Source organism: Massilia sp. TWP1-3-3 (assembly GCF_049897805.1).
GTDB lineage: Bacteria > Pseudomonadota > Gammaproteobacteria > Burkholderiales > Burkholderiaceae_D > Telluria_A.
Window position 1 is genome coordinate 34780 of record NZ_JAFCWX010000014.1, and the last position, 25291, is coordinate 60070.

The window sequence follows — 25291 nt, forward strand, 5'->3', positions numbered from 1 at the left end:
GTATTTACCATCGATCGATTCCGGGTTCAGGGTCCAAGCTTGGGGTCCAGGATTGGATGCGGCGCGGGATGCGCTGGCCGGGGCCGATGCTGTAGGCCCCGGCCAGCGTGGCGTGCACAAAGGCCTGGGCGGCGCCGAGCGCGGCGCCGATGTCGTCGCCCAGCGCCAGCCGGGCCGCGATGGCGGCGGCCAGCGTGCAGCCGCTGCCGTGAAACTGGCCGGGCAGGCGCGGCCAGCGCCAGAGTCGATCGTGGTGACCGTGGCCCGCGCCCAGATAGCGGTTGATCACGAACGGGCCGTCGCCGTGGCCGCCGGTGACCAGCACGTGCGGGCACGGCGAACAGTCAAGCGCCGCGGCCTCGGCCAGATTGGGCACGACCAGCGTGGCCAGCGCCAGCAGCGGCGCCAGCGCGGCGCGCGCGTCGCCCACGGCGAGCGCGTCGCCATGGCCGCTGGCCAGCACCGGGTCGAGCACCACGGGCAGGCGCGGGTTCTTTTCACGCAGGCGGGCGATGATGCGGGCGATGACTTCAGCGTTGGCGCCGCTGCCCGGGATGCCGATCTTGACGGCGTCGATGCGCAGCGCGCCGGTCAACGCGTCGGCCTGGCGCACCAGCATGGCGCTGTCGACCGGCTCGACGCCATACACACGGTTCTGGTCCTGCACCGTGAGCGCCGTGATGATGGGCAGCGCGTGCACGCCGTGCGCGGCGATGGCGGCCAGGTCGGCCGCCATGCCGGCCCCGCCCGAAGGATCGAGGCCGGAAAAGACCAGCACCGAAACGCAGGTGCCCCCGCTCGTCACGTCATGCGCCCGGCCACGGGCGACGAGGGCGAAGCGGCAAAGCGGCGCGGCATGCGCCCGGCTAGAAACGCTTCACGCCCGCCCTGCACCGCCAGGCGCATGGCGCCGGCCATGCGCACCGGGTCGTGCGCGAGCGCGATGGCGCTATTCATCAGCACCCCGTCGCACCCCAGTTCCATGGCGATGGCCGCGTCGGACGCGGTGCCCACGCCGGCGTCGACCAGCACCGGGACCTTGGCCTGCTCGATAATCAGCGACAAATTCCACGGATTGAGGATGCCCATGCCCGAACCGATCAGGGACGCGAGCGGCATGATCGCCACGCAGCCGATGCCTTCCAGGATGCGCGCCTGGATCGGGTCGTCGCTGCAGTAGACCATGACGTCAAAGCCGTCGCGCACCAGCGTTTCGGCCGCCAGCAGCGTTTCTGGCATGTGCGGAAACAGCGTTTTTTCGTCGCCCAGCACTTCCAGCTTGACCAGTTTGCGCCCGCCGAGCAGTTCGCGCGCCATTTGCAGCGTATAGACCGCATCCTTGGCGTTGTAGCAGCCGGCGGTGTTGGGCAGGATGGTGTACTGGTCGGGCGGCAGCACGTCGAGCAGGCTGGGCGCGTTCACGTCCTGGCCGATGTTCATGCGCCGGATCGCCACCGTCACGATCTCGGCGCCGGCCGCGTCGGTGGCCGCGCGCGTTTGCGCCAGGTCGCGGTATTTGCCGCTGCCCACCAGCAGGCGCGATCGGTAAGCATTGCCGGCGATGGTCAGCATGTCGTCTTGTTTCATGATTGTCTCCATGGGTTTCAGCCGCCGCCAATGGCGCGCACGATGTCAATTTTGTCTTGCGCGAGCAGCACCCGCATTTTCCACAGCTGGCGCGGCACCACGTTGCGGTTGACCGCCAGCGCCACGGCCTGGTTGGGCACGGCGAGGTGCTCGATCAGTTCCTGCAGCGTCATCCAGGTGGCCACGGTTTTGGGTTCGCCGTTTACTTCGATATCGATCATGGTTACGCCTTGCGGTACAGTTGCGCGCCGTTTTTCACGAACTCGATGGCTTTGACTGCCATGCCCTGCTTGAGCGCGTCGACCTCGCTCACGCCAAAGGCGGCGGCGTATTCGCGCACTTCCTGGGTGATCTTCATCGAGCAGAAATGCGGGCCGCACATCGAGCAAAAGTGCGCCACCTTGGCCGAATCCTTGGGCAGCGTCTCGTCGTGAAATTCGCGCGCCTTGTCCGGGTCCAGGCCCAGGTTGAACTGGTCGTCCCAGCGAAATTCAAAGCGCGCCTTGGACAGCGCGTTGTCGCGGATTTGCGCGCCCGGATGGCCCTTGGCCAGGTCGGCCGCATGGGCCGCGATCTTGTAGGTGATGATGCCGTCCTTGACGTCCTGCTTGTTGGGCAGGCCCAGATGCTCCTTGGGCGTCACGTAGCACAGCATGGCGGTACCGTACCAGCCGATTTGCGCCGCGCCGATGCCCGAGGTGATGTGGTCGTACCCGGGCGCGATATCGGTTGTCAGGGGGCCGAGCGTGTAGAACGGCGCCTCGCCGCACTGCTCGAGCTGCAGGTCCATGTTTTCTTTAATGAGCTGCATCGGCACGTGGCCGGGGCCTTCGATCATGACCTGCACTTCGTGCTTCCAGGCGACCTGGGTCAGTTCGCCCAGGGTTTTCAGTTCGGCCAGCTGGGCTTCATCGTTGGCGTCGTAGATGGAACCGGGGCGCAGCCCGTCGCCCAAGCTGAAGGCGACGTCGTAGGCCTTCATGATTTCGCAGATATCCTCGAAGTGGGTGTACAAAAAGGATTCCTTATGGTGCGCCAGGCACCACTTGGCCATGATCGAGCCGCCGCGCGAGACGATGCCGGTCAGGCGCTTGGCCGTCATCGGCACGAAGCGCAGCAGCACGCCGGCGTGGATGGTGAAGTAATCGACGCCCTGCTCGGCCTGTTCGATCAGGGTGTCGCGGAAAATCTCCCAGGTCAGGTCTTCGGCCTTGCCGTTGACCTTTTCCAGCGCCTGGTAAATGGGCACCGTGCCGATCGGGACCGGGCTGTTGCGGATGATCCATTCGCGCGTTTCGTGGATGTGCTTGCCGGTGGACAGGTCCATCACATTGTCGGCGCCCCAGCGGATGGCCCAGGTCATTTTTTCCACTTCCTCGCCGATCGACGACGTCACCGCCGAATTGCCGATATTGGCATTGATCTTGACCAGGAAATTGCGCCCGATGATCATCGGCTCGCTTTCCGGGTGGTTGATGTTGGCCGGGATGATGGCGCGGCCGCGCGCGATTTCCTCGCGCACGAATTCGGGCGTGATCAGATCTGGAATGCTGGCGCCGAACGACTGGCCCGGGTGCTGGCGGCCCATCAGCGCGGCGGTGCGCTTGCCCATCGGGCCGGACGCTTCGAGTTCGATCAGGTACTCCTGGCGCCGCAGGTTTTCGCGGATCGCGACGAACTCCATTTCGGGCGTGACGATGCCGCGCCGCGCATAGTGCATCTGGGTGACGTTGGCGCCGGCCTTGGCGCGGCGCGGCGTGCGGTGCAGGTGAAAGCGCAGCTTGGCCAGCTCGGCGTCTTGCAGGCGGGCGCGCCCGTAGGCCGAGCTGGGGCCGTCGAGCTGAACGGTGTCGCCGCGCTCGACGATCCAAGGCAGGCGCGGCGCGGCCAGGCCCGAGCGGATATCGATCGCCGCGCGCGGGTCCGAGTAGGGGCCGGAGGTGTCGTACAGGTAGACGGGCGGATTGGGCTCGGCGCCGAACGAGGCGGCCGTATCGGCCTGGCTGACGGCGCGCATCGGCACGCGGATATCGGGCCGGCTGCCTTCGACATAGATCTTGCGGGAATTGGGCAGCGGCGTGATGGCGGCCTGGTCCACCACGGCGGTGGCGGAATCGAACTTCAGTGGGGCATTCATGTGGCTCCTTTTGCTTGCAGGAGCCAGCAAAAGAAGACAGGAGCGGCACGCGTCCCTGGAAGGCAAGCGTGCCGCTCACAAGCTTCCCTTCGCTGGCATTATCCAGATCAGGTTCAGAGGGTGTTTCTCACCCGCGCATCGCAACATTGCGACTTGCAGGACCCCTAGCGTGTGTGCCACCTTGCGGCAGCGGAATGCATTATAACCGCATGCATCCATGGCAATATAGAAATTCCCACATCCCTGCCTTTCCCCAGGGAAGCTCGTTGCCTGTACACCAGGGTCAGACCACTTTTGCAAAACGGCAAAAGTGGTCTGACCCTGGTGTACTGGCAACAGAGGAAACAGGGTGGAGGCAAGCGTACGGGCCGCTTTGGGGGACTTTTTTTTGCGCTGCAGCGTTGCCCGATGGCAGTCCTACTATAATGGTTCCTTTCGCAAAAATTACACGATAAAACCATGGAATTAGCCAAGTCTTTCGAGCCAGCCGACATTGAACAGTTCTGGCGCACCGAGTGGGAACAGCGCGGTTACTTTGCCGCCACCCAAGATGCTGCCAAGCCATCCTTCTCGATCCAGTTGCCGCCGCCGAACGTCACCGGCACCTTGCACATGGGCCACGCCTTCAACCAGACCATCATGGATGGCCTGACCCGCTACTACCGTATGCGCGGCTTTAATACCGCGTGGATTCCGGGCACCGACCATGCGGGCATCGCCACCCAGATCGTCGTCGAACGCCAGCTCGATGCGCAGAAAATCTCCCGCCATGACCTCGGCCGCGAGAAATTCGTCGAGAAAGTGTGGGAGTGGAAGGAGAAATCGGGCAACATCATTACCGGCCAGATGCGCCGCATGGGCACCTCCCCCGACTGGGCGCGCGAATATTTTACGATGGATGAGCCACGCTCGAAGGTTGTCACCGATGTCTTCGTGCGCCTGTTCGAACAAGGCTTGATTTACCGCGGCAAGCGCCTGGTCAATTGGGACCCGAAACTGGGCACCGCCGTGTCGGACCTGGAAGTGGTGTCGGAAGAAGAAGACGGCTTCATGTGGTACATCCGCTACCCGCTGGCCGACGGCAGCGGCGCCATCACGGTGGCCACCACGCGCCCTGAAACCATGCTCGGCGACGTTGCCGTGGCGGTCGACCCGACCGACGAGCGCTACAGCGCGATGGTCGGCAAGATGCTCAAGTTGCCGTTATCGGACCGCGAAATCCCCCTGATCGCCGACGAATACGCCGACAAGGCATTCGGCACCGGCTGCGTCAAGATTACCCCGGCCCATGATTTCAACGATTACCAGGTCGGCCAGCGCAACAAGCTGCCGATGATCGAAGTGCTCACGCTCGACGCCAGGATCAGCGATGCCGCTCCCGCCGCCTATCGCGGCATGGACCGCTTCGCCGCGCGCAAGCAAATCGTGGCCGACCTCGACGCCCAGGGTTTCCTGGTCGAGGTCAAGCCGCACAAGCTGATGGTGCCGCGGGGCGACCGCACTGGCGTGGTCATCGAACCGATGCTGACCGACCAGTGGTTCGTGGCAATGAGCAAACCTGCGCCGGAAGGCACTTTCTTTCCGGGCAAGTCGATTGCCGAAGTGGCGCTGGAAAAAGTGGCGAATGGTGAAGTCAAGTTTATTCCGGAAAACTGGAGCACGACCTACAACCAGTGGCTCAACAACATCCAGGACTGGTGCATCTCGCGCCAACTGTGGTGGGGCCACCAGATCCCGGCTTGGTACGACGACGCCGGCAATATTTTCGTGGCCAAGACCGAGGCCGAAGCCACCGCCAAGGCGCTCGCCGCCGGCGTGACGGCGCCGCTGCGGCGCGACGACGACGTGCTCGACACCTGGTTCTCGTCCGCGCTGGTGCCGTTCTCGACCATGGGCTGGCCAGAGGAAACGCCGGACATGAAGATGTTCCTGCCCTCTTCCGTGCTGGTGACGGGCTTTGACATCATCTTTTTCTGGGTCGCGCGCATGGTCATGATGACCGCCCACTTCACCGGCAAGGTGCCGTTTGAAACCGTGTATGTGCACGGCTTGGTGCGCGACGCGAGCGGCCAGAAAATGTCCAAGTCGAAAGGCAACACGCTGGACCCGATCGATTTGATCGACGGCATCGATCTTGAGTCGCTGGTGGCCAAGCGCACCACCGGCCTGATGAACCCGCGCGACGCGGAAAAAATCGCCAAGGCTACGCGCAAGGAATTCCCGGCGGGCATCGCGCCGTATGGCACCGACGCCGTGCGCTTCACGATGGCCAGCTACGCTTCGCTTGGCCGCAACATCAACTTCGACCTGGGCCGCTGCGAAGGCAACCGCAACTTTTGCAATAAGATGTGGAATGCGACCAAGTTCGTGCTGATGAATACCGAAGGCCACGATTGCACGCCGAACGACGCGGCCTTGTCGCTGGCCGACCGCTGGATCCTGTCGATGCTGCAGCGGGTTGAACTGGAGGTGGCGAAAGGCTTCGCGGATTACCGCTTCGACAATATCGCCGCGGCCATCTACAAGTTTGTCTGGACCGAGTATTGCGACTGGTACCTGGAAGTGTCCAAGGTCCAGGTCTCGCAGGGAACGCCGGCGCAGCAGCAAGCCACCCGCAACACGCTGCTGCGCGTGCTGGAAGTGGCGCTGCGACTGACGCATCCGCTGATGCCGTTCGTCACCGAAGCGTTGTGGCAAACCATCGCCCCGTTGGCGGGCAAGCAACTTGATACAGATTCTGGCTCAATCATGCTGCAGCCGTATCCTATTGCCGACAGCGCGCTGATCGATGAAGCGGCCGAAGCCTGGATGGGCGAACTCAAAGCGCTGACGGACGTTCCGCGCAACTTGCGCAGCGAAATGCAATTGGCGCCCTCGGTGCGCGTGCCGCTGTTTATCGAGGCCCACGATCCGCTTGAGCGCGCGCGCCTGGAATCGTTCGCGCCCTATATTGCCTCGCTGGGCAAGCTGTCCGAAGTGAACATCGTCGATGCGCTGCCGGATTCGCCGGCGCCCGTGTCGGTGGTCGGCACCACCAAGCTGATGCTCAAGGTCGAGATCGACGTGGCCGCCGAGCGCGAGCGGATCGGCAAGGAAATCGTCCGCATCGACGGCGAAATTGCCAAGGTCAACGCCAAACTGGGCAATGAGAGCTTTGTCGCGCGCGCGCCGGCGGCCGTGGTGGCGCAGGAAAACGAGCGGCTCGTCAATTTTTCAGCAACACTTGCCAAATTGCGCGAGCAACTTGCTAAACTGTAGGGCTGTATTGACGACCTTTCCCGGAGACCGACCATGAAGACCCTGTTTTGCGCCAGCCTGATCATCTTGCTGGCGGCGCCTGCCTTTGCGCAAGACGCATCCCCGGTCGGACTCTGGAAAAATATCGATGACGTCACCGGCAAGCCCAAAGCCTTGATCCGGATCACCGAAAACAAGGGTGAAGTGCGGGGCCAGATTGAAAAACTGTTCCTGGCCGCCGGCCAGAACCCCAATCCGCGCTGCGACAAGTGCCAGGGCGCCCACAAGGATCAGCCGGTGCTGGGCATGGTGTTCATGTCCGGCTTGCACAAAAACGGCGATGAATACAGCGGCGGCGAAATCCTCGATCCCGATTCCGGCAAGGTCTACCGCAGCAAGCTGACGCTGCTCGACGGCGGCAAAAAAATGAGCGTGCGCGGCTATGTCGGCGTGCCCATGCTGGGCCGTTCGCAGACCTGGGTCCGCCAGGACTGAGGCCTCACCGCGCCCAATGCGCACCGGCCAGAGTTTGTCAATCCGAAAAAATTGCCAGAACTGCATTTGCACCGCATAATCGGCCTGCATTTCGCACCGGACAAACTCAAGGGATTCACATGCACACTGAAGACGGCATCGTCACGCCAGACAAGGTTACCACCATTCGCCACGTCGACATCAACCGCGGCATCGAATGGATCGCGGCAGGCTTTAACTTGTTTATGAAAAAACCTGGCGAGCTGATCATTGCTGGCCTGGTGCTGTTCATCGTGACCTTTATCCTCCAGAAGATTCCCCTTGTGGGCAGCGGGCTGGCCACCATGCTGGGCGTTCTCGCCACCGGCGCCCTCATGCTCTTTTGCCGCGCATGCGAGGATGGGCAGGACGTGCTGGCCGCCGCGCAAAAAGCGGCCAACATCACACCGCTGTGGATGCTGGCGCTGATCGCCGCCGGCATGGGCGTGGCCATTGCGTTTTTGGGCTCGGTGCTGGGCGCGGCCGTGCTGGTCTCCGTCTTTGCCAGTCCATTGCTTGCCATGGCCCTGGGCGCCATCAGTTTGCTGCTAATGATGCTGCTCTCGATTCCCGTGGTCATGGCGCTCTGGCTCGCCCCCGCCCTGGTGGTACTGAAGGGCACCGCGCCAGTCGATGCGATTCGCCTCAGCTTTGCCGCCGCAGTCAAGAACTTCCCCGCGTTCATTATTTTCTATGTGCTGTCCTGGGTTGCCACCTTCGTCGGCAGCCTGCCGCTGGGCATCGGATTGATTTTTGTGTATCCGGTCGTGCTGTGCGCTACCTACATGGCGTACAAGGAAATTTTCGCCACGGCAGGCAATGGCGAAGCGGTCGGCTTCATGCGGGACGCGCCTTAACATTACACGGTCGCCATTCACGGCAGCGCTATGTGAGCTGCCTGTTTGCTCATTGGCGTTTGGCGTGGCGGTGCAGGTGGCGGTCGAGCTGATTGGCAAAGTGCTGGCGGTCGGCCTGGCCGAAGGGCGCGGGGCCGCCCGTATCGACACCACTGCCGCGCAATTCATCCATGAATTTGCGCATCGTCAGTTGTTGCGCGATATTGTCCACCGTATAGAATTCGCCGCGGGGATTGAGCGCGAAGCCACCCTTGGCCAGCACATCGGCGGCCAGTGGAATGTCGCCGGTCACAACCAGGTCGCCCGGCGCCAGCAGGCGTACGATCTCGGCGTCGGCCACATCAAATCCCGCAGGCACTTGCACGGCGCGCACGAAGCGCGATGCAGGTACGCGCATCAATTGATTAGCCACCAAGGTAACGTTCAGCTGCAGCCGTTCCGCCACGCGGTACAAGATCTCCTTGATGACGACCGGACAGGCGTCGGCATCGACCCAAATTTGCATCATGTGCGACTTGCCTTTCATATCCACAGCAATAGCGCTGCCCAGCACTGCTAGCCGTTGAGGTTATCCCACAAGTCGCCGCTCGGGCTGGTGCGCGGGGCGGCCACGCCAAAGTGCTGGTAAGCGAGCGGCGTGGCGATGCGTCCGCGCGGCGTGCGCTGCAAATAACCTTGCTGGATCAGGAAAGGCTCGAGCACGTCTTCAATGGTGTCGCTCTCTTCGCCAATCGCCGCCGCCAGATTGCCGATGCCGACCGGGCCGCCGCCAAACTTGAACAGCACCGCTTCGAGCAGCTTGCGGTCCATCACGTCAAAGCCCACTGAATCGATGTCGAGCATAACGAGCGCGGCATCCGCCATGGGCTTGGTAATTTCGCCATTGCCTTTGACTTCCGCATAGTCGCGCACCCGGCGCAGCAAGCGGTTGGCGATGCGGGGCGTACCGCGTGCACGCATGGCAATTTCGCGCGCGCCTTCTTCGACGATCGGCGCGTTGAGCAGCGCTGCGCTGCGCGTGACGATGCGGGTCAGCTCGGCCGGATTGTAAAATTCGAGCCGCGCGACGATACCGAAACGGTCGCGCAGCGGATTGGTCAGCATGCCGGCGCGGGTGGTGGCGCCAACCAGCGTGAACGGCTGCAGGTCGAGCTTGACGGAGCGCGCCGCCGGCCCTTCGCCGATCATAATATCGATCTGGTAGTCTTCCAGCGCCGGGTACAAGATTTCTTCGACCACGGGTGAGAGGCGGTGGATTTCATCGATGAACAGGACGTCGTTCGCTTCCAGGTTGGTCAGGATGGCGGCCAGGTCACCCGGGCGTTCCAGCACCGGGCCCGAGGTCTGACGCAGGTTCACGCCCATTTCACGGGCGATGATGTGCGCCAGCGTGGTCTTGCCCAGGCCGGGCGGTCCGAACAGCAAGGTATGGTCCAGCGCTTCCTTGCGCTTGCGCGCCGCCGCGATGAAAATTTCAAGCTGGCCGCGGATCTTTTCCTGCCCCACGTATTCATCGAGATGCTTGGGCCGCAATGCGCGCTCGATCGCCTCTTCATTGGGCGAAGCGGGTGTGGCGGCAATAATACGCTGCTCGCTGAAATCGTCGGTCTGAATGCTCATGACGTACTGTTAACCTTTGGATAGCGCCTTGAGCGCAAACTTGATACCGTCGGAAACGGTACTGCCAGCCGGCATGTTCTTCAGCGCGGCCACTGCTTCCTTGTCAGAATACCCCAAAGCGAGCAGCGCATTGAGGATATCCGATTGGGCGTCGTGCTGCACCACGCCGCCCGGCGTGCCCAGTTCCGCGCCCAGCTTGCCTTTCAATTCCAGCAGCAAACGCTCGGCTGTTTTTTTGCCGATGCCGGGAACTTTGACCAGGCGCCCGGCTTCTTGCAGCGTGACCGCTTGCGCCAGGTCGGCGATCGTCATGCCCGACAGAATCGACAGCGCCGTACGCGCACCAACGCCGGTAATCTTGATCAGTTGGCGAAAGACGGCGCGCTCGGCTGCATTGCCAAAGCCAAACAGCAAATGCGCATCTTCGCGGATCGCCTGGTGGGTAAACAGCGTGACCTTTTCGCCCAGTTGCGGCAGGTTGTAATAGGTGCTCATCGGCACGTCGACTTCGTAGCCTACGCCATTGCAATCGACCAGCAATTGCGGCGGATTTTTTTCAAGCAAAATTCCGGAAATACGTCCGATCATGGGAACCCTTATACGAGACGGCCGCGCTTCATGCGCAGGCCGGAAAGCGATGGCGCCAAGGCGCCGAGCAGCGCCAGCGCATCGACACTGTTGGCGTGACAAATGGCAACGCCGAGTGCGTCGGCGGCATCGGTGCCGGGCAAGCCAGGCAGCACCAGCAGGCGCGCGACCATGGCCTGCACCTGTTCCTTGGCGGCCTTGCCGTGGCCTGTGACAGCTTGCTTCACTTGCAGCGCGGTGTATTCGGCTACATCAAGGTCGGACGCGACCAACGCCGTGATCGCCGCGCCGCGCGCTTGCCCGAGCAGCAAGGTGGACTGGGGATTGACGTTGACAAACACTTTCTCTACCGCCGCGCAATCGGGCTGGTAGGTGCGGATGATCTCGGCGATACCGTTGAGAATGATCTTGAGGCGACCGGGAAGCTCGCTTTCGGACACCGTCTTGATGGTGCCGGAGGCGATGTAGCGCAACTTGTTGCCCTGCTTTTCAATCAGACCGAAACCCGTGGTGCGCAGGCCTGGATCAATGCCAAGAATAATCATCTCCGAATGTTATACCGGCGAGCAAGGTTTGGTGGGAAATTTGGTAAGGAAATTTCGAACCATGCATCAACGTCGCCCTCACGCGAGGGCGACGCAGTGGGCCAATGTCAGGGCTGATTAATGGCGGAAATGGCGCGCGCCCGTGTACAGCATGACCACGCCCCGCTCATCGGCGGCGTCGATCACTTCCTGGTCGCGCATCGAGCCGCCCGGCTGGATCACGCAGGTCGCGCCCGCATCGACCACCACGTCGAGGCCATCGCGGAACGGGAAAAACGCATCCGACGCAACGGCCGAACCTGCCAGCGTCAAGCCCGCATTTTGCGCCTTGATCGAGGCGATGCGGGCCGAATCGATACGGCTCATCTGGCCGGCGCCCACGCCGAGCGTCATGCCGTTGGCACAGAATACGATCGCATTCGACTTGACGAACTTGGCCACGCGCCAGGCGAACATCATGTCCTGCAATTGTTGCTGGGTAGGCTGAGCCTTGGTGACCACGCGCAATTCGCCCAGGCCCACATTTTTAGCGTCCGGCAACTGCACCAGCAAGCCGCCGCCAACGCGCTTGACGTCGTACGGATTTTGTCCGGCGCCCAAGGCAATTTCCAGCAAGCGAACGTTTTGCTTGGCCGCCATGATGGCGCGCGCTTCGCTCGAGAACGACGGGGCGATCAAGACTTCCACGAACAGCTTGGCAATCGCTTCGGCGGTCTTGCCGTCCAGCTCCACGTTGAGTGCAATGATGCCGCCGAAAGCGGACGTCGGATCAGTCTGCAGCGCGCGGCTGTAAGCGTCGAGCGCATCGACGCCGATGGCCACGCCGCAAGGATTGGCATGCTTGACGATGACGCAACCGGCGCTCTGGCCCAGGCCGCCCAGCGACTTGACACATTCCCACGCGGCATCGGCGTCGGCAATATTGTTGTACGACAGTTCCTTGCCTTGCAACTGGGTGTAGGCGGACAAGGAGCCGGCCGCCGGCGCCAGGTCGCGGTAAAAGGCAGCCGACTGGTGCGGGTTTTCGCCGTAGCGCATGTCCTGCACTTTTTCAAACGTCATGTTCAGCGTCTGCGGATAGGCGGCGCGGGTCGCGTGCGCCTTGTCTTCACCCAGGCTGGTCAGATAATTGGTGATGGCGCCGTCGTATTGCGCCGTGTGCGCGAAAACCTTTTTTGCCAGCATGAACTTGGTGTCATAAGCAATCTCGCCCGCGTCCATTTCTTCCAGCACGCGCTGGTAGTCGGCCGGGTCGCAGACCACGACCACATCCTTGTGGTTCTTGGCCGCCGAACGCAGCATGGTCGGGCCGCCGATGTCGATGTTCTCGATCGCGTCTTCCAGCGAGCACGCTTCCTTGGCCACGGTGGATTGGAAGGGATACAGGTTGACCACCACCATGTCGATGGTGGGAATATCGTGTTCCGTCAGCTTGGCGACATGCTCGGGGAAATCGCGGCGGGCCAGGATGCCGCCGTGCACTTTTGGGTGCAGCGTCTTGACGCGGCCATCGAGCATTTCCGGAAAGCCCGTGTAGTCCGCCACTTCGGTAACCGGCACGCCATTGTCGGCCAGCAGCTTGGCGGTGCCGCCGGTGGACAGGAGCTTGACGCCCTTGGCGGACAAGGCGCGCGCGAACTCGAGTACGCCGGTTTTATCGGAAACGGAAAGGAGAGCTTGTTTGATCATAAGAGTGGCCTAGTTGATGAGAATTCGATGCACTGGCGCGCCACGCGCGATTGGCTCGCGCGACGGTAGCACGGGCCACTCAGTGTGCTAATGCTGTTAGAGCAATCCGTGTTCCTGCAGCTTCTTTCGCAAGGTATTGCGATTGATGCCCAGCATCTGGGCCGCGTGGGACTGGTTGCCCTCCGCGCGCGTCATGACGACTTCGAGAATCGGCCGTTCGACGGTCAGCACGACCATATCGTAGATGTTCGTCGCTTGCTGTTCGCCCAGGTCATTGAAATACTCTTCAAGACTTTTCTGGACGACTTCCTGGATACTTTCTTTGCTCATGTTTTCGTGCTTCACTTGGCTGGATTAGTTTCTAAGCGCTGCTCTTGCTGGCAGCGTTGCCCCACATGCTTGTTTCCTGGCGTTTTTATTCTGCCAATTTATGCTGCCAATGCAACTTGCGAAATGCTGGCGGGCCGGTATTGTAACCGCTCGCCGAAACTATGTTGAGATTCGAAAAAAACATCTACTGCGCGCAACTGTTGTTCTGTGGACTTCAACAAGTTCATTTGCTGCCGGAACTCTTCACCGCCGATAAGATCGCGCACGTACCAGCCGATGTGCTTGCGCGCCGTGCGCACGCCTAAAAATTCGCCGTAAAACGCGTAGTGCGCCTGCAAGTGTTCGTCCATCAAGGTGCGCACTTCATCGACCAAGGGCGCCGGCAAGTATTCGCCTGTGCGCAGGAAATGGTCGATCTCGCGGCAGATCCACGGCCGCCCTTGCGCCGCGCGCCCGATCATGACGGCGTCGGCGCCAGTCTGGGCCAGCACCAATCGCGCTTTTTCGGGGGTCGTGATGTCGCCGTTGGCCACCACGGGAATGCGCACCGACGCCTTGACGGCGGCAATCGTGTCGTACTCGGCTTCGCCCTGGTAGCCGTCGGCGCGCGTGCGTCCGTGCAGCGTCAGCATCTGGATGCCAGCCTGTTCGGCAATGCGGGCAATGCGCAGCGCATTTTTGTTTTCGCGGTTCCAGCCGGTGCGAAACTTGAGGGTGACCGGCACATCGACGGCGCGTACCACGGCGTCCAGGATTTTTTCGACCAGGTCTTCATGTTGCAGCAGCGCCGAGCCACACCAGCTGTTGCACACCTTCTTGACCGGGCAGCCCATATTGATATCGATGATCTGGGCGCCGCGGTCGACGTTGAATTTGGCGCAGTCGGCCAGGTCTTGCGCCACGGCACCGGCGATCTGGACCGCCTTCGGTTCCATTTCACCTTCATGGTCAAGGCGACGCGTGCTTTTTTCGGTGGCCCACAGGCGCGGGTTGGACGCCGCCATTTCGGAGACGGCATAGCCGGCGCCGAGCTGCTTGCACAGTTGCCGGAACGGCCGATCCGTCACGCCCGCCATGGGGGCAACGAAAACATTATTGCGCAACAAGTAAGGACCAATATGCACAGGCAAAGACCGGAAGGTTGGAGGGAACCGGTTATTTTACCCGATTTACTGCTCAAATAATAAGCACTATTTATTATGAAGCAAATGCTTTCTAGATCGATTGAATGCTTGCAAAGTCTTCAAAAGGCAGGTCCCCGGGGCCTGCCGCGCCGTTAGCCGCGCTGTTAGCCAAGTTCGTCCAGCACGCCGGTTTTGAGGTGGGCTACTTCGCCCCAGCTGTGCAGCGACAACACCCCGCCGTGCACGCTGAAACGGTTGATGCTCGCGTTCATCACGGGAAAGTCGCGCGGCGTTTCCAAGGACAGTCCCAGCGCCGAACGGTAAGCGCACTCGAGCACGCCGCCATGGGCAACCAGCGCCAGCTTGCGCCCGGGATAACGCTCGGCAATGCCTGCAATGGCGTCCACGCAGCGCCGGTAAAACTGCCGAAAGCTTTCCGCCTCGCGCACGCCGGCCGGCATCACGCTGTCGATGTCGCGCGCCTGCCAGGCGGCAAATTCACGCGGGAAGCGCAGTTCGATCTCGGCATACAACAGCCCTTCAAAGCCGCCGTAACAGCGTTCGCGCAGGCCGCTGTCGGCATGCACCAGCATGCCTTGCCGCCTGGCCAGCGCCTCTGCCGTCTGGTGAGCGCGCTGCAGGTCGCTGGCATAGATGGCGTCGAAGTGCTCCGCCGCCAGCGCGCCGGCCAGGGCAGCGGCCTGGCGCAAGCCTTCCCCGTTCAAGGCGATGTCGATATGGCCCTGCAGGCGGCGTTCGGCGTTCCAGGCGGTTTCGCCATGGCGGATCAATACAATTTGTGTGGTGGGCATTTAATCGAGCGTGTCGGCAAGGTCGGGATTGAGCGAATACACGCCAAAAATTTGTGCTTCATCAAGAATGTGGCCGCGGATGGCGCGCCGCGCCTCGGCCCCGGTAAAGCGCCCTTTCAGGCCCAGCTGCGGCACATCGAGGGCGTACAGGCAAAACAAGTAGGTGTGCACACGCTCATCGTTCCACGGCGGGCACGGGCCGTCATAGCCGTAATATTCACCGGCCATGGCCGGATCGGCGAGGAACCAGCTGGTGTAGTCGTTGATGCCCTGGCGCAGCTGATGCTCCGTGCCGTTTTTAACCGTGAACGGCACCAGCGGCCCGCTCTTGCCGTGCGGCGTGACCAGTTCGGAAAACATGCCCAGCGCAATGAAGCGCATGGCCACGGGAATATCGACCAGCGTCCAGTGATAAAAATCGACGCGCGGCAACTCCAGGGGAACCACCCGCCTTTCCTGGTTGACATCGGTGGCGATGGAAGGGGCATCGATGTCGCGGCACAGCAAGACCAGCGACTGCGTGCCGGCCGGCACGTCATCCCAGGCCAGGTGCGGATTGCGGTTGCTTGCCAGGCGCACGCGCGTGGTCGGATCGATGACGGCGAATGCGCATTCCGCCGGTATGGCCCCGCCCTCGGTAAAAGAATCACTCCACAATCTCATCGCAACCTCCCTGCCCTGATGATATTGACCACAAATCGGTCCACAGGTTTCACTTGGGCGCCACCTGCAACCAGAAAGTCACCGGGCCGTCATTGGTCAGCGACACTTTCATGTCCGCGCCGAACTGGCCGGTCTGCACTGTTGCGTGGCGTGCTCTTGCCTGGCCAACAAAATAGTCGAACAGGCGCAAGCCGTCGGCGGGCGCTGCCGCCGGCGTAAAAGATGGCCGGGTGCCCGACTTGGTGTCGGCCGCCAGCGTAAATTGCGGAACCAGCAACAAGGCGCCGGCCACGTCGGCCACGCTCAGGTTCATCTTGCCCGCGGCATCGCCAAACACGCGGTAGCCGAGCAACTTGGCCAACAGCAGGTCAGCTTCCTTTTCGCTGTCGCCCCGCTCGGCGCACACCAGCACCATCAGGCCGGCGTCGATCGCGCCGATCAACTGGCCGTCGACCAAAACGCTGGCCTGGCTGACCCGTTGCAGCAAAGCGATCATGCGCTTAGGGTAACACGGGCGAACTTGCGTTTTCCCACTTGCAGCACAATCGTGCCGGCCTGCACTTGCAATGCCTTGTCGGTGACGACGGCGCCATCGATCCGCACCCCGCCCTGGTCCACCATGCGCATCGCTTCGCCGGTGGAGGCGCACAGACCGGTGTGTTTCAGCAAGTGCGCCACGCCCATGGGTGCGCCCGACACTGCCACTTCGGGCACATCGTCGGGAACGCCGCCCTTGGAGCGGTTGACGAAATCGGCCAGCGCATCGTCGGCCGCTTGTGCGCAATGGAATCGGGTGACAATTTCCTTGGCGAGCGCCACTTTTGCGTCGCGCGGATTGCGGCCACCGTCGGTTTGCGCCTTTAGCGCAGCAATGTCGGCCAGGGAACTAAATGACAGCAATTCGTAATAACGCCACATCATGACGTCGGAAATGCTCATCAGCTTGCCGAACATCATATTGGCAGGCTCGGTGATACCTATATAGTTGTTCTTCGACTTGGACATCTTGTCGACGCCATCGAGGCCTTCCAGCAAGGGCATGGTCAGGATGCACTGCTGCTCCTGGCCATAGTCCTTCTGCAGCTCGCGGCCAACCAGCAAGTTGAATTTTTGATCTGTTCCACCCAGCTCAAGGTCAGCCTTTAAAGCAACCGAATCGTAGCCTTGCATCAAAGGATAAAGGAACTCATGGACCGAGATCGGTGTCCCACTCTTGTAGCGCTTGGTAAAATCGTCCCGTTCCATCATCCGGGCTACCGTGTAGCGCGACGCCAGTTCGATCATGCCGCGCGCGCCCAGCGGGTCGGACCATTCGGAGTTGTAGCGAATTTCCGTGCGCGCCGGGTCGAGCACCAGCGACGCCTGCTTGAAATAGGTCATCGCATTGAGCTCGATTTGCTCCTTGGTCAGGGGCGGGCGCGTAATGTTGCGTCCCGAGGGATCGCCGATCATCGACGTGAAGTCGCCGATCAGGAAGATCACCTGGTGACCCAGATTTTGCAATTGCCGCATCTTGTTCAGTACCACCGTGTGCCCCAGATGCAGGTCGGGCGCGGTGGGGTCCAGGCCCAGTTTGATGCGCAGCGGCTTGCCGGACTGTTCCGACCGGGCCAGTTTTTGAGCAAATTCGCTTTCGATGAGCAGTTCGTCCACACCGCGTTTGGTGATTGCAAGTGCTTCCAAAACACTGTCCGTCAGGGGCAAGGAAGGGGTGGCGACAGTCTTGGAGGATACAGGAATGGTCATGTTTAACTTATAACAAAATGAGGCGGAATAACGAAAAAGTTGGGCTACTTCAATTATTTGATATAATGCTCGATCCGATTAATCTTGCCCGACGAAAACTAAACATAATAACAACAAGAAAAAGTAGCGCTCTTCGTGAATGTTCAAGCGGCAAATTTTAACTGATTGCATGAACCCTATACATAAAATCACAGCCAAAAGCTGGACCGGACTACTAGGAAGCACACGCAAGGCCCGCATCACGCGCGCTGGTGCGGTCTTCCTCACGGTGTGCGCCTTCGGCGCCGCGGGCGTAGCGCCTCTGGCTCCCGACGCGTCGGACCTGCCGGTCAAGTCGATCGCGCAAGACCTCGAACTGCCGAACCTGGCCGATCAGATCGCTGCGCTTCAAAAAGACGAGCAGAGCTTCATCCACGAAGAGAAAATCCGCGCAGGCGACACGCTTGCCGTTCTGCTCCAGCGCCTCGGCGTTGACGATCCTGCCGCAGCCCAGTTCATCAAATCCGACAAAACCGCCAAGACCATCATGCAGCTCAAGACCGGCAAGCGGGTCCAGGCGCAAACGGATGAAAACGGCGACCTGCAATGGCTGCGCGGCACCCTCGTCGATGCCAGCGACAACCCGGTCACCCAGGTGATGATCACCCGCCAGGGCGACAAGTTCGTGGCCAAGGCGTCCCCGGTGCAGCTCGAGCGTCGCGTCGAAATGCGCGCCCGCGAAATCACCACGTCCCTGTACAGCGCGACGGACTCCACCACCGACGGCGGCAAGCTGCCCGATACCATCGTGGCCCAGATCGTTGAAATGTTCTCGACGAGCATAGACTTTCGTACCGACCTGAAACGGGGCGACCGCTTCAACGTCGTCTACGAAACGTTTTGGCAAGACGGCGAAATGGTACGCGCAGGCCGCATCCTGGCTGGCGAATTTACCAACCGCGGCGTGACGTATCAGTCCGTCTGGTATGAAGATCCGGTCACCAAGCAGGGCGGCGGCTACTATACCTTCGACGGCAAGGCGCTCAAGAAGGGCTTCCTCAAGTCGCCGCTTGAGTTCTCGCGTATTTCGTCGGGTTTCTCGAACCGCGTGCACCCGATTACCGGCGAATGGAAAGCCCACAAGGGCATCGACTTTGCCGCCTCGCTCGGTACGCCGATTCGCGCCTCGGGCGACGGCGTGGTCGATTTCGCCGGTGTTCAGGGCGGCTACGGCAATTTCATCGTCCTCAAGCACTGGGCCAACTACACCACCGCCTACGGCCACATGAGCCGCTTTGCCACGGGCATGCGGCGCGGCCAGCAGGTCAAGCAAGGTGATGTTATCGGCTATGTCGGCTCGACCGGCTGGTCCACGGGCGCCCACCTGCACTATGAATTCCGAGTTGGAAACGAAGCACGCGACCCGCTGTCGGTCAAGGTACTGGCACAGGCACCACTGTCGAGTTCGGAAATGGCTCGCTTCCAGATGGCCGCCAACGACATGACGCACCGGTTTGCCCTGCTGCGGCCAACCGGCACGGCGATGGCAGTGCGCTGACGGAAACAGTCGTGCAACGGTAGTACAAAAATTTGGGCCCGGTTTTCCGGGCCCTTTTGTTTTTCCGCGCACCCTGTATGATTGGGTGCATGACGACTTCCTCCCTTTTCATCGGTTTAATGTCCGGCACCAGCATGGACGGCGTCGACGGCGTGCTGGCCGACTTTGCCGACGGCAGCATCTCGACCATCGCCGCCGCCTTCATTCCTTTCAGCACCGAACTGCGCGCCAGCCTGATGGCCCTGCAAGCGGCCGGCCCGGATGAAATCTTGCGCCAAGCCATCTCCGCCAACAACCTTGCCGTTTGCTACGCGGCCTGCGTGGAAGTGCTCAAGCCCGCCGCTGACCGGCCCATCGCGGCAATCGCCGCGCATGGCCAGACCATCCGCCACCGTCCGGAACTCGGCTTTACCGTGCAGGCCAACAATGCCGCCTTGCTGGCCGAACTGACCGGCCTTGACGTCATTGCCGATCTGCGCAGCCGCGACGTAGCCGCGGGCGGCCAGGGCGCGCCACTGGTGCCCGCGTTTCATCAGGCATGCTTTGCCAAGGCGGGCTCAACCCGCGTCGTGGTCAACATTGGCGGCATTGCCAACATCAGCGTGCTGCACGCGGACGGGCGCGTCAGCGGTTGCGATACCGGCCCCGGCAACGCTCTGATGGATGCATGGATTGGACGCCACCAAGGCTGCGATTACGACGCTGACGGAGCCTGGGGCGCCGCCGGCAGTGTCAACCACGACCTGCTGGCGCGATTCCTGGGTGAACCCTATTTTGCCCGTCCGGCGCCCAAGAGCACGGGCCGCGACCTGTTTCATGCGGCGTGGCTGGACGCCATGCTGGACCAGGCTGGCCCGCTGGCCGCGCAAGACGTGCAGGCCACGCTGGTGGCGCTCACCGCGCACAGCATTGCCGACGCCATCCTGGAAAGTGCGCACGAAGTGGAAGCGGTGTACGTCTGCGGAGGCGGCGCGTACAACAGCGCCCTGCTGCGCGCCTTGACGGCGGCGCTGGGTGGGAAAACACGGGTGGAATCGACTGCGGTGCTGGGCGTGGAGCCCAACCGGGTGGAAGCGCTGGCGTTTGCGTGGCTAGGTTACCGCTTCACCCAACGCGAAGCGGGCAATCTGCCGGCCGTGACGGGAGCAAAGGGACCCAGAATCCTGGGCGCCCTGTACCCCGCGTAAAGCTTGACTGCGGCCGTTACGCCGAGAACGACGAACCGCAACCGCAGGTCGAGGTGGCGGTCGGGTTCTTGATGACGAACTGCGCACCTTCGAGGTCATCCTTGTAATCGATTTCCGCGCCCACCAGATACTGGTAGCTCATCGAATCGATCAGCAGTTGCACGCCATTCTTGACCATGGTGGTGTCGTCTTCGTTGACGATTTCATCGAAGGTAAAGCCGTACTGGAAGCCGGAACAGCCGCCACCTTGCACGAAAACGCGCAATTTCAGGTCGGGATTGCCCTCTTCCTCGATCAGCTGAGCAACTTTTTGGGCTGCGCTGTCGGTGAAGATGATCGGGGCTGGCATTACGTCTGGGGCTTCGGCAACTGCGTTCATGTGATACTCCTACTGGAAACAATTTGAGTCATTATAGACTGTTGGCGTCCCTCACGCTTCGGATACCTTGAAGATACTGGGGGGCGACATCGCAAGATGGAATTCCGGCTCGCCCGACTCCTGGTGGGTGAGCGTCCCGGCGACGGTGGCGCCGCTGTGCATTTCGAGCCGCTTGTAGTGGACATTGCCTATGATGCGGCCTTTCGGCTGTAATTCAAGTAGTTCGGTCGCATACACGTCGCCTGCGATATAGCCTTCGACGATCAGCGTGGCACAGTGCACGTTGCCGGCGATGCGCGCATGTTCCGACACGATCAGCACGTTTTCGGCGCTGTCGCCGCCGATCACATCGCCATTGACTTCGCCGTCAATGCGCAGCCCCCCGGTGAAACACAGGTTTCCCTCGATCCGGGCGGAAATTCCGACCAGGCTGTCAATTTCCGTCTTTGCGTTACGACCGAACATGATTGGCACTCCTCAAAGCGACAGGTTGCTGAATCGCACCTGCCCGTCGAGGGCCGCGTGCGGACAATGTGGGCCTTGCCAAATCGACCAGAGCCAGAGTTAATTTACCGCCATCACTACTGGAAGGCGTTGATCTGGATCGCGTGCGCGTCTGGCAACTTGCCGATAGCACCACAAAGTTCCACACAGCTCACGGCTGACCGGGCCTTACGGCAGCAGCGCGACGATCTGCAAGCCCTTGCCCTCGTCCAGGCCAAACATCAGGTTCATGCACTGAACTGCCTGGCCGGAAGCCCCCTTGACCAGGTTGTCCTGCACCACCAGGATGACGACCGTATTGCCGTTGCCGGGGCGATGCAGCGCCAGGCGCAGCATGTTCGAGCCGCGCGTGGAACGGGTTTCCGGGTGCGATCCGAACGGCATGACGTCGACAAATGGCGCGTCCTTGTAGGCATCTTCAAACAATGCCTGCAGCGCCTCATTGTCGATGCTGGTGGTCAGGCGCGCGTACAGCGTCGAATGCATGCCGCGGATCATCGGCACCAGGTGCGGCGTGAAGATCAGCGCAACCGGCATGCCCGTGTAGCGCTGCAACTGAGCAACCGTTTCGGGCGTGTGGCGGTGTCCCGACACGCCGTAGGCCTTGAAGTTGTCGCTGGACTCTGAAAACAGCGTGCCGATCTCGGCCTTGCGTCCGGCGCCGGACACGCCGGATTTGGCATCGGCGATCAGCGCGCTGGTATCGACCAGGTTCGCCTTGAGCAAGGGATAAAAACCGATCTGCATCGTGGTCGGGTAGCAACCGGGATTGGCGACCAGGCGCGCGCCCTTGATGGCTTCACGGTTCAGTTCCGGCAAGCCGTACACTGCCTCTTCCAGCAATTCCGGGCAGGTATGGGGGATTTTGTACCACTGCTCGAAGCTTGCCTGATCCTTCAGGCGGAAGTCAGCCGCCAGGTCGATGACCTTCACGCCGGCAGCGAGCAACTCGGGCGCCTGGGCCATGGCAACGCCGTGCGGGGTGGCAAAAAAAACGACATCGCACTGCTTCAGATCGACCTTGTCGGGTGCCGAAAACGCCAGGTTCACCCGTCCGCGCAGCGAGGGAAACATGTCGGCGACGGGCAAGCCATCTTCCTTGCGCGACGTGATGGCGGTAATTTCCACATCCGGGTGGACCGACAGCAGCCTGAGCAGTTCAACGCCCGTATATCCCGTACCGCCGACGATGCCAACTTTGATCATGATATTCCTTGAAGAAAATAGTGGGCCAAGCCCGAAGAAATGCAATTTTAACAGTGCCGGAAAAACCCCGCGCTCCGAACCAAAGCCGGGGTCAGACCCCCTCTATAAAACTATTGTTTAATTGGGGTCAGACCTCAAGAATGTGGAAATTAAGTTCATTTAAGCAACAAAACGCGCGTTTTTTCTTCCACCAATCCAAAAGTTCCCGTGCAAGTAGCAGTAGTTCGTGAGAATCTGAATTCTGTTGCTCGAACCGCGAGGTCTGACCCCAATTAAAAAACACTTTCACAAAGGTGGTCTGACCCCGGTTGGGAGGCAATAAAAAAGCCGCACGGCTTTGCAGCTGGCGGCTTTTTTGATGCAGCGCCCGAAGGCGCTGCGCAGGAAACGAATTAACGCTTCGAGAATTGCTTTGCGCGACGTGCTTTGCGCAGACCGACTTTTTTACGCTCGACTTCACGTGCATCGCGGGTAACGAAACCGGCACGTGCCAGGTCGCCCTTCAATGCTGCGTCATAGTCGATCAGTGCGCGGGTGATGCCGTGGCGAACTGCGCCAGCCTGGCCGGACTCGCCGCCGCCGTGAACGTTGACCTTGATGTCAAAACGCTCGACATTGCCGGTCAGTTCCAGTGGTTGACGAATGACCATCAGGCCCGTCTCGCGCGAGAAATAATCCTGCGCCGGCTTGCCATTAACGATAATTTGGCCAGTGCCAACTTTGATGAACACGCGAGCGACTGCACTCTTGCGACGGCCGGTGCCGTAATTGTAGTTACCGATCATGTCAGTTCCTTACTTGAAGAGCACGAGTGCTTTAGGTTGCTGGGCCGCGTGCGGGTGGGAACCTTCTGCGTACACTTTCAGCTTCTTGATCATGGCGTAGCCAAGCGGGCCCTTAGGCAGCATGCCCTTGACCGCTTTTTCAAGCGCACGACCCGGAAAACGCTCTTGCATTTTCTTGAAGTTGGTTTCGTAGATACCACCTGGGTAGCCGGAGTGACGGTAGTACGTCTTCTCGGTTGCCTTGGTACCGGTCACGCGCAGTTTGCCTGCATTGATGACGACGATGAAATCGCCCGTATCGACGTGAGGAGTAAATTCCGGTTTGTGTTTGCCGCGCAATCGGAGTGCCACTTCGCTGGCAACACGTCCGAGGATCAGATCCGTCGCGTCAACCACTAACCAATCGCGCTGGACTTCATGGCCCTTAGCGGAAAAAGTTTTCATGTTGACTTCCTAAATATAAAACTTATTAAATCGCTCAAATGGTGGTTCCGCCCTTGTTGCCTGCGGACTCTGCCTTATTAGTCTTTCCTGAGCAAACGGAAAGCCGACTACTATAGCCTGCTTTGCCTAGCGCCGTCAACCCCGCCCCGCGTTCCTGCCTGGCGCCGCAACGAGACGCCACAACTAGATGTAGCGCAACCGCCCCGGCCGGACCTCGCCATAGACTCTCACATATTCTCCATGGGAAATATTTTAAGCGCCAAGCGCTCTGCGGCACGGCCGTTTTGTGTGCATACCAACTTTTCATTGACTGCGCAAAGAGCCGCCCTTTAGTATGTCTGAGCAACCAACGACGGAGACCTAGTGAAACCAAGCCTGATCCTGACCTTCTCGCTGTGCGCGCTGCTCGCTTTCCCCGCCGGCGCCAAGCCCGTCTCGCAGCAAGGCCGCAGCTGCCACCTGCCCGGCTCCGAAGAAGCGCTGCGCTGCGTGACCGTGCCCCTGCCGCTCGACTACGCCAAGCCCGCCGGCCCCACCCTCAAGCTGCACGTGACCGTCGCCCCGGCCTTTCGCGAGGCCGCCCGCCCCGATCCGCTGTTCATTCTGGCCGGCGGCCCGGGCCAGGCCGGCACCGATGTGCTGGTCCTGCTGAACCACTCGTTTCGGCGCGTGCGCGCCACGCGCGACATCGTCGTCATCGACCAGCGCGGCACCGGCCTGTCCGACAAGCTCGATTGCCCGGCCATCGCCAACGAAGAGACCATGCCCGCGGCCGAACAGGAGCAGGCCGCGCGCAATTGCATCGCCGCCGTCAAGCGCCCGTTTTCCGCCTACGGCACGGCCAGCGCCGCGCGCGACATCGAACAGGTGCGCCTGGCGCTCGGCTACGACACCATCAACCTGTGGGGCGCCTCGTACGGCACGCGCCTGGCCCAGCATTACGCGCGCGCCTACCCGGCCAAGGTGCGCGCCCTGATCCTCGACGGCGTGGTCGCGCCCGACCAGGTCATCCCGGCCGGCGGGCGCGACGCCGCCGCCGCGCTCGAACTGGTGTTCTCCGACTGCGCCGCCAATCCCGCGTGCCAGCTCGCCTATCCCGCCCTGCGCCAGGAATATGCGGCCGTGGCCGCGCGCGTGGCCAGCGGCGCGGTCGAACTCGAGCTGCCCGATCCACGCACCGCGCGCGCGGTCAAGGTGCAGATGAACAGCGAGCGCTTCCTGGGCACCGTGCACGGCATCCTGTACAGCGCCGCCGACACGCGCCGCTTGCCGTTCCTGATCCACAGCGCCTATGCCGGCCGCTGGCAGCCGTTCGTGGCGCGCCGCAACGCCGCCGGCGACTTTTCCTCCGAAGGCCCGGTCGCCCAATTGCTGCACCTGGCCGTGGTGTGCGCCGAAGACGTGCCGCGTCTGACGCCGGCGCTCAGAAAGGACGACGACTCGCCGTTGACGGCAGCGCTCACCACGCGCATCACGTCGCTGTGCGCGCTGCTGAACGTGGTGCCGGCCGCGCCGCAGGCGAGCACCGCGATCAAGGCGCCGGTGCTGATGCTGTCGGGCGAAAACGATCCGGTCACGCCGCCGCGCCGCGCGCGCGCCGCCGGCGAACTGATGGCCCGGGCGCAGCACTTGACGGTGGCCCACGTCGGCCACGGCATTTCGCAACTGGGCTGCTCGCCGCGCCTGTTGCGCGAGTTTCTCGACAAGCCGGAGCAGCAGGTCGACGCCGCCTGCCTCAAGGAGATTCCCGCGCCCACCTTCCAGCTCGGCAGCGCCGGGCCGCAACCCTGACAGCGAGGCC

The 25291-nt window shown here is 61.6% G+C and carries 26 protein-coding genes and 1 riboswitch; of the genes, 6 read left to right on the top strand and 20 right to left on the bottom strand.

Annotated elements, in window-relative coordinates:
* Window positions 1-4: 4 nt before the first annotated feature.
* Genes thiD through thiC form a run of 4 tightly spaced genes read right to left on the bottom strand, consistent with a single transcriptional unit; the run spans window position 5 to window position 3724 of the window.
* Entirely contained in the window at window positions 5-805 is an 801-nt protein-coding gene (gene thiD, locus ACP7D4_RS15495) for a bifunctional hydroxymethylpyrimidine kinase/phosphomethylpyrimidine kinase (protein ID WP_426209952.1), read from the bottom strand.
* The gene (locus ACP7D4_RS15500; protein ID WP_426209954.1) at window positions 802-1587 is read right to left on the bottom strand and encodes a thiazole synthase; all 786 of its coding nucleotides are present in this window, start codon (window positions 1585-1587) and stop codon (window positions 802-804) included. The genes thiD and ACP7D4_RS15500 overlap by 4 nt, the downstream gene beginning before the upstream one ends.
* Window positions 1588-1604: 17 nt before the next feature.
* Window positions 1605-1808, bottom strand: a complete 204-nt coding sequence (gene thiS, locus ACP7D4_RS15505) for a sulfur carrier protein ThiS (protein WP_426105248.1) — start codon at window positions 1806-1808, stop codon at window positions 1605-1607.
* Between the two features lie 2 nt (window positions 1809-1810).
* Window positions 1811-3724, bottom strand: a complete 1914-nt coding sequence (gene thiC, locus ACP7D4_RS15510; RefSeq protein WP_426105249.1) for a phosphomethylpyrimidine synthase ThiC — start codon at window positions 3722-3724, stop codon at window positions 1811-1813.
* 67 nt (window positions 3725-3791) lie between these two features.
* A riboswitch (TPP riboswitch) is annotated at window positions 3792-3900 on the bottom strand.
* Window positions 3901-4183: 283 nt separating this feature from the next.
* On the opposite strand from thiC, the gene ACP7D4_RS15515 reads away from it, so the two are divergent.
* The 3 genes from ACP7D4_RS15515 (at window position 4184) to ACP7D4_RS15525 (ending at window position 8331) form a co-directional block, all read left to right on the top strand.
* Entirely contained in the window at window positions 4184-6982 is a 2799-nt protein-coding gene (locus ACP7D4_RS15515; RefSeq protein ID WP_426209956.1) for a valine--tRNA ligase, read from the top strand.
* A gap of 33 nt (window positions 6983-7015) precedes the next feature.
* Entirely contained in the window at window positions 7016-7456 is a 441-nt protein-coding gene (locus ACP7D4_RS15520) for a DUF2147 domain-containing protein (RefSeq protein ID WP_426105252.1), read from the top strand.
* 119 nt (window positions 7457-7575) lie between these two features.
* On the top strand, window positions 7576-8331 hold the full coding sequence (locus ACP7D4_RS15525; protein ID WP_426105253.1) for a BPSS1780 family membrane protein: 756 nt from the start codon (window positions 7576-7578) through the stop codon (window positions 8329-8331).
* Between the two features lie 49 nt (window positions 8332-8380).
* Here the strand turns inward: ACP7D4_RS15525 and ACP7D4_RS15530 are convergent, their stop codons facing one another.
* From ACP7D4_RS15530 to tyrS, 11 genes are all read right to left on the bottom strand, one after another.
* Window positions 8381-8836, bottom strand: a complete 456-nt coding sequence (locus ACP7D4_RS15530) for a YaiI/YqxD family protein (RefSeq protein WP_426105395.1) — start codon at window positions 8834-8836, stop codon at window positions 8381-8383.
* Window positions 8837-8886: 50 nt separating this feature from the next.
* Window positions 8887-9951: a Holliday junction branch migration DNA helicase RuvB gene (gene ruvB / locus ACP7D4_RS15535; protein WP_426105254.1), complete on the bottom strand. Its 1065-nt coding sequence runs from the start codon at window positions 9949-9951 to the stop codon at window positions 8887-8889.
* A 9-nt stretch (window positions 9952-9960) separates the two neighbouring features.
* Window positions 9961-10539: a Holliday junction branch migration protein RuvA gene (gene ruvA, locus ACP7D4_RS15540; protein WP_426105255.1), complete on the bottom strand. Its 579-nt coding sequence runs from the start codon at window positions 10537-10539 to the stop codon at window positions 9961-9963.
* 8 nt (window positions 10540-10547) lie between these two features.
* Window positions 10548-11084: a crossover junction endodeoxyribonuclease RuvC gene (ruvC, locus tag ACP7D4_RS15545; RefSeq protein ID WP_426209958.1), complete on the bottom strand. Its 537-nt coding sequence runs from the start codon at window positions 11082-11084 to the stop codon at window positions 10548-10550.
* Between the two features lie 117 nt (window positions 11085-11201).
* On the bottom strand, window positions 11202-12773 hold the full coding sequence (gene purH, locus ACP7D4_RS15550; protein ID WP_426105257.1) for a bifunctional phosphoribosylaminoimidazolecarboxamide formyltransferase/IMP cyclohydrolase: 1572 nt from the start codon (window positions 12771-12773) through the stop codon (window positions 11202-11204).
* A 96-nt stretch (window positions 12774-12869) separates the two neighbouring features.
* Window positions 12870-13103, bottom strand: coding sequence for a helix-turn-helix domain-containing protein (locus ACP7D4_RS15555; RefSeq protein WP_426105259.1), 234 nt, complete (start codon window positions 13101-13103; stop codon window positions 12870-12872).
* A gap of 98 nt (window positions 13104-13201) precedes the next feature.
* Window positions 13202-14227 (bottom strand): tRNA dihydrouridine synthase DusB, encoded by a 1026-nt coding sequence (gene dusB / locus ACP7D4_RS15560; protein ID WP_426209959.1) that lies wholly within the window; start codon window positions 14225-14227, stop codon window positions 13202-13204.
* Window positions 14228-14391: 164 nt separating this feature from the next.
* Entirely contained in the window at window positions 14392-15039 is a 648-nt protein-coding gene (locus tag ACP7D4_RS15565) for a histidine phosphatase family protein (RefSeq protein WP_426209961.1), read from the bottom strand.
* Window positions 15040-15702, bottom strand: a complete 663-nt coding sequence (locus tag ACP7D4_RS15570; protein ID WP_426105264.1) for a YbhB/YbcL family Raf kinase inhibitor-like protein — start codon at window positions 15700-15702, stop codon at window positions 15040-15042.
* 49 nt (window positions 15703-15751) lie between these two features.
* Window positions 15752-16198, bottom strand: coding sequence for a D-aminoacyl-tRNA deacylase (dtd, locus tag ACP7D4_RS15575; RefSeq protein WP_426209962.1), 447 nt, complete (start codon window positions 16196-16198; stop codon window positions 15752-15754).
* Complete coding sequence (gene tyrS, locus ACP7D4_RS15580) at window positions 16195-17448, bottom strand: tyrosine--tRNA ligase (protein WP_426209964.1); 1254 nt, start codon at window positions 17446-17448, stop codon at window positions 16195-16197. Before tyrS ends, dtd begins: the two co-directional genes overlap by 4 nt.
* Before the next feature lie 169 nt (window positions 17449-17617).
* On the opposite strand from tyrS, the gene ACP7D4_RS15585 reads away from it, so the two are divergent.
* Both ACP7D4_RS15585 and ACP7D4_RS15590 read left to right on the top strand, forming a co-directional pair.
* Complete coding sequence (locus ACP7D4_RS15585; protein WP_426105270.1) at window positions 17618-18985, top strand: peptidoglycan DD-metalloendopeptidase family protein; 1368 nt, start codon at window positions 17618-17620, stop codon at window positions 18983-18985.
* Window positions 18986-19074: 89 nt separating this feature from the next.
* A complete protein-coding gene (locus tag ACP7D4_RS15590; RefSeq protein WP_426209966.1) occupies window positions 19075-20172 on the top strand; it encodes an anhydro-N-acetylmuramic acid kinase in 1098 nt (365 codons plus the stop codon).
* 16 nt (window positions 20173-20188) lie between these two features.
* On the opposite strand, the gene erpA is transcribed toward ACP7D4_RS15590, so the two are convergent.
* The 5 genes from erpA to rplM form a co-directional block, all read right to left on the bottom strand.
* Window positions 20189-20551, bottom strand: a complete 363-nt coding sequence (gene erpA, locus ACP7D4_RS15595; RefSeq protein WP_426105273.1) for an iron-sulfur cluster insertion protein ErpA — start codon at window positions 20549-20551, stop codon at window positions 20189-20191.
* A gap of 51 nt (window positions 20552-20602) precedes the next feature.
* A complete protein-coding gene (locus ACP7D4_RS15600; protein WP_426105274.1) occupies window positions 20603-21016 on the bottom strand; it encodes a bactofilin family protein in 414 nt (137 codons plus the stop codon).
* A 207-nt stretch (window positions 21017-21223) separates the two neighbouring features.
* Window positions 21224-22261, bottom strand: coding sequence for an N-acetyl-gamma-glutamyl-phosphate reductase (argC, locus tag ACP7D4_RS15605; protein WP_426105276.1), 1038 nt, complete (start codon window positions 22259-22261; stop codon window positions 21224-21226).
* Window positions 22262-22653: 392 nt separating this feature from the next.
* Window positions 22654-23046, bottom strand: coding sequence for a 30S ribosomal protein S9 (gene rpsI, locus ACP7D4_RS15610; protein ID WP_426105277.1), 393 nt, complete (start codon window positions 23044-23046; stop codon window positions 22654-22656).
* A 9-nt stretch (window positions 23047-23055) separates the two neighbouring features.
* Window positions 23056-23490 carry a 50S ribosomal protein L13 gene (rplM, locus tag ACP7D4_RS15615; protein ID WP_426105278.1) on the bottom strand — a complete coding sequence of 145 codons (435 nt, stop codon included), beginning with the start codon at window positions 23488-23490 and terminating at the stop codon, window positions 23056-23058.
* A gap of 363 nt (window positions 23491-23853) precedes the next feature.
* Between rplM and ACP7D4_RS15620 the strand changes: the two genes are divergently transcribed.
* On the top strand, window positions 23854-25281 hold the full coding sequence (locus ACP7D4_RS15620) for an alpha/beta fold hydrolase (protein ID WP_426209968.1): 1428 nt from the start codon (window positions 23854-23856) through the stop codon (window positions 25279-25281).
* Window positions 25282-25291 lie beyond the last annotated feature (10 nt).

Bases quoted from the DNA above. Each gene is read 5' to 3' on its own strand.
- ACP7D4_RS15500 (WP_426209954.1), bottom strand. From the start codon at position 1,587: ATGAAACAAGACGACATGCTGACCATCGCCGGCAATGCTTACCGATCG.
- thiS (WP_426105248.1), bottom strand. From the start codon at position 1,808: ATGATCGATATCGAAGTAAACGGCGAACCCAAAACCGTGGCCACCTGG.
- thiC (WP_426105249.1), bottom strand. From the start codon at position 3,724: ATGAATGCCCCACTGAAGTTCGATTCCGCCACCGCCGTGGTGGACCAG.
- ACP7D4_RS15515 (WP_426209956.1), top strand. From the start codon at position 4,184: ATGGAATTAGCCAAGTCTTTCGAGCCAGCCGACATTGAACAGTTCTGG.
- ACP7D4_RS15520 (WP_426105252.1), top strand. From the start codon at position 7,016: ATGAAGACCCTGTTTTGCGCCAGCCTGATCATCTTGCTGGCGGCGCCT.
- ACP7D4_RS15525 (WP_426105253.1), top strand. From the start codon at position 7,576: ATGCACACTGAAGACGGCATCGTCACGCCAGACAAGGTTACCACCATT.
- ACP7D4_RS15530 (WP_426105395.1), bottom strand. From the start codon at position 8,836: ATGCAAATTTGGGTCGATGCCGACGCCTGTCCGGTCGTCATCAAGGAG.
- ruvB (WP_426105254.1), bottom strand. From the start codon at position 9,951: ATGAGCATTCAGACCGACGATTTCAGCGAGCAGCGTATTATTGCCGCC.
- ruvA (WP_426105255.1), bottom strand. From the start codon at position 10,539: ATGATCGGACGTATTTCCGGAATTTTGCTTGAAAAAAATCCGCCGCAA.
- ruvC (WP_426209958.1), bottom strand. From the start codon at position 11,084: ATGATTATTCTTGGCATTGATCCAGGCCTGCGCACCACGGGTTTCGGT.
- purH (WP_426105257.1), bottom strand. From the start codon at position 12,773: ATGATCAAACAAGCTCTCCTTTCCGTTTCCGATAAAACCGGCGTACTC.
- ACP7D4_RS15555 (WP_426105259.1), bottom strand. From the start codon at position 13,103: ATGAGCAAAGAAAGTATCCAGGAAGTCGTCCAGAAAAGTCTTGAAGAG.
- ACP7D4_RS15565 (WP_426209961.1), bottom strand. From the start codon at position 15,039: ATGCCCACCACACAAATTGTATTGATCCGCCATGGCGAAACCGCCTGG.
- ACP7D4_RS15570 (WP_426105264.1), bottom strand. From the start codon at position 15,702: ATGAGATTGTGGAGTGATTCTTTTACCGAGGGCGGGGCCATACCGGCG.
- dtd (WP_426209962.1), bottom strand. From the start codon at position 16,198: ATGATCGCTTTGCTGCAACGGGTCAGCCAGGCCAGCGTTTTGGTCGAC.
- tyrS (WP_426209964.1), bottom strand. From the start codon at position 17,448: ATGACCATTCCTGTATCCTCCAAGACTGTCGCCACCCCTTCCTTGCCC.
- ACP7D4_RS15585 (WP_426105270.1), top strand. From the start codon at position 17,618: ATGAACCCTATACATAAAATCACAGCCAAAAGCTGGACCGGACTACTA.
- ACP7D4_RS15590 (WP_426209966.1), top strand. From the start codon at position 19,075: ATGACGACTTCCTCCCTTTTCATCGGTTTAATGTCCGGCACCAGCATG.
- erpA (WP_426105273.1), bottom strand. From the start codon at position 20,551: ATGAACGCAGTTGCCGAAGCCCCAGACGTAATGCCAGCCCCGATCATC.
- ACP7D4_RS15600 (WP_426105274.1), bottom strand. From the start codon at position 21,016: ATGTTCGGTCGTAACGCAAAGACGGAAATTGACAGCCTGGTCGGAATT.
- argC (WP_426105276.1), bottom strand. From the start codon at position 22,261: ATGATCAAAGTTGGCATCGTCGGCGGTACGGGATATACGGGCGTTGAA.
- rpsI (WP_426105277.1), bottom strand. From the start codon at position 23,046: ATGATCGGTAACTACAATTACGGCACCGGCCGTCGCAAGAGTGCAGTC.
- rplM (WP_426105278.1), bottom strand. From the start codon at position 23,490: ATGAAAACTTTTTCCGCTAAGGGCCATGAAGTCCAGCGCGATTGGTTA.